This is a genomic window from Streptomyces cahuitamycinicus (assembly GCF_002891435.1).
GTDB lineage: Bacteria > Actinomycetota > Actinomycetes > Streptomycetales > Streptomycetaceae > Streptomyces > Streptomyces cahuitamycinicus.
Genome location: NZ_POUC01000518.1, coordinates 1 through 4,909, shown reverse-complemented (window position 1 = coordinate 4,909; position 4,909 = coordinate 1). Strand labels below are relative to the sequence as shown.

At 71.6% G+C, this 4,909-nt stretch carries 6 protein-coding genes and 1 pseudogene; 1 reads left to right on the top strand and 6 read right to left on the bottom strand.

Translation table 11 applies throughout. The annotated features are described in order from the left end of the window. Positions 1 to 70 precede the first annotated feature (70 nt). From C1J00_RS38205 to C1J00_RS38180, 6 genes are all read right to left on the bottom strand, one after another. On the bottom strand, positions 71 to 1,282 hold the full coding sequence (locus C1J00_RS38205; RefSeq protein WP_102913490.1) for a WD40 repeat domain-containing protein: 1,212 nt from the start codon (positions 1,280 to 1,282) through the stop codon (positions 71 to 73). Continuing rightward, positions 1,279 to 1,836, bottom strand: coding sequence for a SigE family RNA polymerase sigma factor (locus tag C1J00_RS38200; protein ID WP_102913491.1), 558 nt, complete (start codon positions 1,834 to 1,836; stop codon positions 1,279 to 1,281). Before C1J00_RS38200 ends, C1J00_RS38205 begins: the two co-directional genes overlap by 4 nt. A 159-nt stretch (positions 1,837 to 1,995) precedes the next feature. Continuing rightward, the gene (locus tag C1J00_RS38195; RefSeq protein WP_102913489.1) at positions 1,996 to 2,226 is read right to left on the bottom strand and encodes a hypothetical protein; all 231 of its coding nucleotides are present in this window, start codon (positions 2,224 to 2,226) and stop codon (positions 1,996 to 1,998) included. A gap of 116 nt (positions 2,227 to 2,342) precedes the next feature. Continuing rightward, complete coding sequence (dapD, locus tag C1J00_RS38190; RefSeq protein WP_102913488.1) at positions 2,343 to 3,332, bottom strand: 2,3,4,5-tetrahydropyridine-2,6-dicarboxylate N-succinyltransferase; 990 nt, start codon at positions 3,330 to 3,332, stop codon at positions 2,343 to 2,345. 193 nt (positions 3,333 to 3,525) lie between these two features. Beyond that, a complete protein-coding gene (locus C1J00_RS38185) occupies positions 3,526 to 4,074 on the bottom strand; it encodes a TetR/AcrR family transcriptional regulator (RefSeq protein ID WP_102913487.1) in 549 nt (182 codons plus the stop codon). Further along, positions 4,074 to 4,394: a DMT family transporter gene (locus C1J00_RS38180; RefSeq protein WP_102913486.1), complete on the bottom strand. Its 321-nt coding sequence runs from the start codon at positions 4,392 to 4,394 to the stop codon at positions 4,074 to 4,076. Before C1J00_RS38180 ends, C1J00_RS38185 begins: the two co-directional genes overlap by 1 nt. Before the next feature lie 181 nt (positions 4,395 to 4,575). On the opposite strand from C1J00_RS38180, the pseudogene C1J00_RS47395 reads away from it, so the two are divergent. After that, positions 4,576 to 4,909: pseudogene (locus C1J00_RS47395) on the top strand (hypothetical protein); the annotation flags it as partial.

The following is a 4,909-nucleotide window of genomic DNA, read 5'->3' as shown; positions in this document are numbered from 1 at the left end:
GCTCCGGCCCGCGCCCCCGCCCACGACCGACACCCTGCTGTCGCTCCACGCGGACCTGGCCGGGCCCTGATCACCGCTCCGCGAACACCGGCTCCCACCGCCCCTTGGTGTCGTCCTTGGGCGACCGGAAGTCGCTGAGCGGGATCGTCTTCTCGCCGCCGACGGTCACCAGCACCAGCCGCTGACGGAACTCGTTCCCGTCCCGGCCGATGTCCCAGGCGACGAGCGAGTTCCCGTCCGCCCAGGCGAGCAGCTGCTGCCCGCGCACCTCGCGCTGCTTGCCGGTGCGGGCGTCGAGGACGAAGGACGACGTCTTCCACTTCCGCCCCGCGAACGGCCCGGCGACGAGCTGCCCGTCCGGAGACGCCCCCGCCTCGACGCTCCAGTCGCGGTACCGCTCCAGCGCAGGCGGGGGAACTTCCCCGCCGGTGAAGTCATAGAACTTCTCACCGGGCTCGGTGGGCATCCCCGACCAGACGAGACGGCCGTCGCGGGTGAACGCGAAGTCCTGACGGGGGTTGATGAAGGCCTCGGGGTTGTGCGCACCACCGCCGATCTCCACTCCCGCCCATGAGCTGCTCCCGGACGCCACGTCGATGACATGGAACCCGGTCCGGTCCGACTGCGTGAACGGGGGCTCCCAGCCCTCCGCCCCGTCGACCTTCACCCGGTGGTCGGGATTCTCGCTGTACGTCGTCGCGACGAGCTTCCTGCCGTCGGTGGAGAACTCCACCCCCGCCACCGGATGGTCGACCGGGATCCACCGCTTGACCTGACCGCTCGCCAGATCGAGCAGCCCGATGCGCGGCACGGGCAGGTTCCGCTCCAGGACGGCGGCGGTCGTCATCCCGGGAGCGACCGCGACGTACGACCACCGGTCGTCCTTCGCGTACTTCTTCGTCTTCGGGTTCAGCAGCCAGTACGTGCGCTGCTCAACGGCCCGGTCGGCGGACTGCTCGACGTTCTTCGTGGTGAAGTACGCGGCCAGCGCGACCCGCCCGGCCGCGATCATGTCGCGCGGCGGCGACTGGTCCGGATGGGGGGTGATGTCGGTCTGCTCAGCCCTGCCCGAGGGGCGCACGTCCTGCTTGCCGAAGTCCAGGACGGGCACCGCCACGACGACGGCGATCACGGCTGCGGCCGCCGCGGCGACACTCGCGAGCCGTCGGCTGCGGCGGCGACGGCGGACCGACAGCACCCGGTCGGCGAAGCCGGGGCCGGCGGGCTGCTGCCCGTCGGCCTGGTCGCGCAGTGCGTCACGCACGAGTTCGTCGACGTTCACTGACGCACCTCCACAGGCGAGTAGTCGGGGGAGGGCCGCTGCTCGGCGGCGGCCGGGCCGAGAGCGGCCAGCTCGGGCGCGAGGACGCGCAGCCGGGCGAGGGAACGATGGGTGGCGGACCGCACGGTGCCGACGGAGCAGCCCAGGATGCGGGCCACCTCGCCCTCGGGCAGATCCTCGAAGTAGCGGAGCACGAGCACGGTGCGCTGCCGCGCGGTCAGCCGGGCCAGTGCGCCGCGCATCACCAGACGCAGCTCGGCTGCGCCGGAGGCGTCCGGCTGGGCGCCGGTCTCCGGCGGTTCGGCGACGCTCAGTTCACGTCTCGGCCACTTCAGCCGCCAGCGGCTGACCTGCTGCCGGTAGAGGATCTGCCGGACGTAGGCCTCGGGTTCGTCGATGCGGTGCCAGCGGCCCGCAGCCTTGATCAGCGCGTTCTGGAGCAGGTCCTCGCCCGCGTGCCGGTCGCCGCCGCTGAGCAGGACCGCGGTCTTCAGCAGCGCGGACGACCGGTTCGCCACGAACTCCCGGAAACTCTCCTGCGCTTCGGCATCCATCGTCACCTTCGCTCTCCCCCGGGGCGAACCCTGTGTCCACCCCCGTACTCCCTGTGACGCGTGCGGGGGCGCCCCGCTATGCCACCGGCCGGGAACAATGACGGGACGGCCCGCACCGCAGGTGACTGCGGTACGGGCCGTCCCATCTCCTCTGCCGGCTCAGTTCCAGGCGTACCCGTCACCGAACAGCAGCGTGTGCTCCAGCACGTCCTCCGCCGGATCGTCGATCTGACCGACGTTGACGTTGATCAGACCGACCCGGTGGCCGTTGTGGGAATCCGTGTTGGTCTCGTCGGCGTGCGCGGCGCCCGCCGGCAGCCAGCACACCGCCAGCACCGCGGCCACCCCGGCCAGCCTGCGCACGGCGGTCCGCCCCCGCTCGTTCCTCATGCCCGGTCCTCGTTTCGTCGGTTCGGCGTCTGATCGGACACTGCGTCCACCCGTTCATCTGCCAAAAGCACCGTGAGGTCACGCCGGGTCATCCGTACGGGATCGGCGCGGGACCGTCAGTTGTGGCTGTGGAGGATCTCGTTCAGACCGCCCCAGACCGCGTTGTTCGGCCGGGCCTCGACCGTGCCGGTGACCGAGTTGCGGCGGAAGAGGATGTTGGAAGCGCCGGACAGTTCGCGGGCCTTGATGATCTGCCCGTCGGGCATGGTGACACGGGTGCCCGCGGTGACGTAGAGACCGGCCTCGACGACGCACTCGTCGCCCAGGGCGATGCCGACGCCCGCCTCGGCGCCGATCAGGCAGCGCTCGCCGATGGCGATGATGACATTGCCGCCGCCGGAGAGGGTGCCCATCGTCGAGGCGCCGCCGCCGATGTCCGAGCCGTCGCCGATCACGACACCGGCGGAGACGCGGCCCTCGACCATCGACGTGCCGAGCGTGCCGGCGTTGAAGTTGACGAAGCCCTCGTGCATGACGGTGGTGCCCTCGGCGAGGTGGGCGCCGAGGCGGACCCGGTCGGCGTCGGCGATCCGGACGCCCTTGGGGGCCACGTAGTCCGTCATGCGCGGGAACTTGTCGACGGAGGTGACCTGGAGGTGCAGGCCCTCGGCGCGGGCGTTGAGCCGCACCTTCTCGAGGTCGTCGACGGCGACGGGGCCGAGCGAGGTCCAGGCGACGTTGGCGAGGAAGCCGAAGATGCCGTCCAGGCTCTGACCGTGCGGCTTGACCAGGCGGTGGGAGAGCAGGTGCAGACGCAGATAGGTGTCGTGCGCGTCGATCGGCTTCTCGTCGAGCGAGGCGATGACCGTGCGGACCGCGACCACCTCGACGCCCCGGCGGGCGTCCGGGCCGATCGCCGCGGTCGCGCCACCGCCGAGCAGCTCCGCGGCGCGCTCGGCGGACAGCCGCTCGGTGCCGGACGGGCCGGGCTGCTCGGCCAGCTCGGGCGCGGGGAACCAGGTGTCGAGAACGGTGCCGTCGGCGGCGATCGTGGCGAGGCCGGCGGCCACGGCGCCGGTCGTGCGAGGAGCAGTCGTGTCGGTCATGAGGGCAACCTAACCGGCGGACGCCGATGGATGCGAACCCATGCGGGGCCATCTCACGGGACGGGCGGTATCCGCACCCCGAAGACGCGTCTCAGCAGCACGGACACCGGGCACGGACGACTCTCTGACGACCGCTCCTCCCAACACGCCCCACCTGTCCAACCGCCCGGCCGGCCCGCTGAAACCGCCGGCCTCATCCGGTCGCCCCCGCGAGCACCCGCCCCAGCAGTTCCCGGGCGTACTCCTCGTCGTACGGCGCCCCCGTCAGCAGCACCTGCAGGCAGATGCCGTCGACGACCGCCACCAGTGCGCGCGCGGTGACGGGGTCCGTTCGCAGGGACAGCAGCTCGGCGACCCCCTCGGCCCACTCGGCGGCGACGGGCCGCAGGGCGGGCCGGCGCAGGGCGGCCAGGTACAGCTCGCACTCCAGCTCCACACCCGTGCGGTCGCCGGAGAGCCACTCACCGATCCACCCGGCGAGTTCGGTGGCCAGATCGGCGCGGGGATCCTCCAGGCCGCCGCTCGAGGCGATCATCTTGGCGAAGCCCTCGTTGGTCTGCCGCAGCGCGGCGACCATCAGCTCGTCGAGGGTCCGGAAGTGGTACGTCGTGGAGCCGAGCGGCACGTCCGCCTCGGCGGCGACGCTGCGGTGGCTCAGTCCGGCGATGCCCTTGGAGCCGACGACCCGGATCGCCGCGTCGATGATCCGCTGCCGCCGCTCGGGGTCATGGCGCCGGGGCATCAGTGCGCACCTCCCAGGTTCAGCACCACGACCCCGACGATGATCAGGGCGATCCCGGCGGCCTTGGCGACGGTCATGCCCTCGCCCAGGAAGAGGATCCCGATCGTGGCGATGGCGGCGGTGCCGGCCCCGGCCCAGATCGCGTAGGCCGTGCCGACCGACACGGTCTTCAGGGTCTGCGCGAGCAGCCCGAAGGAGAGTACGTAACCGGCGAGCGTGAGCAGCGAGGGGCCGAGCCTGCTGAACCCGTCGCTGTACTTCATGGCGGTGGTCGCGCCCACCTCGGCGGCTATGGCCCCGGCCAGCAGCAGATAACCCATGTGTACGAGCGTACACAACATCTGTACGCCCGTACGCAACGGCGGTCCGGGTATCGGTGAGAAACCGCTCTCACCAAATGCGCCACAGGCGCCCCACCAGTCAACTACGGTGTCCACCGATCACACACCGGGCCCCCACAACTGCGCCGCCGTCAAGGGTGCCCCGCCGGAGGAACAGCGCATGTCAGAACAGAAGTCCCGGCCGCCGCAGGACCGCCCCTGGGAGAGCGGCTGGGCCCCGGACACCACCCGGGCACCGGGCACCCGACGGCTCTGGCTGGCGGGCACGCTGGCCCTGGCCACGATCACCGCGTGCGTCACGGCCATCACCGTGATGGACCGGGAGGCCGGCGAGCAGGAGAACCGGGCGGCCGAGCCGACCACCCTCGGCAGTTCGGCCCCGGGCGGCCTGATCTCCTTCGCGATGGTGGCGCTGGAGTTCTTCCTCGTGATCGCCCAGTACTACCGCGAGGCGCTGCCGCTGCGGCTGATCCTGCTGCTGATCGCCGGGCAGA

What these genes read in the sequence shown, in the direction of transcription:
- C1J00_RS38200 (WP_102913491.1), bottom strand. Translation starts at nt 1,836, where the DNA reads ATGGATGCCGAAGCGCAGGAGAGTTTCCGGGAGTTCGTGGCGAACCGG.
- dapD (WP_102913488.1), bottom strand. Translation starts at nt 3,332, where the DNA reads ATGACCGACACGACTGCTCCTCGCACGACCGGCGCCGTGGCCGCCGGC.
- C1J00_RS38180 (WP_102913486.1), bottom strand. Translation starts at nt 4,394, where the DNA reads ATGGGTTATCTGCTGCTGGCCGGGGCCATAGCCGCCGAGGTGGGCGCG.
- C1J00_RS38195 (WP_102913489.1), bottom strand. Translation starts at nt 2,226, where the DNA reads ATGAGGAACGAGCGGGGGCGGACCGCCGTGCGCAGGCTGGCCGGGGTG.
- C1J00_RS38185 (WP_102913487.1), bottom strand. Translation starts at nt 4,074, where the DNA reads ATGCCCCGGCGCCATGACCCCGAGCGGCGGCAGCGGATCATCGACGCG.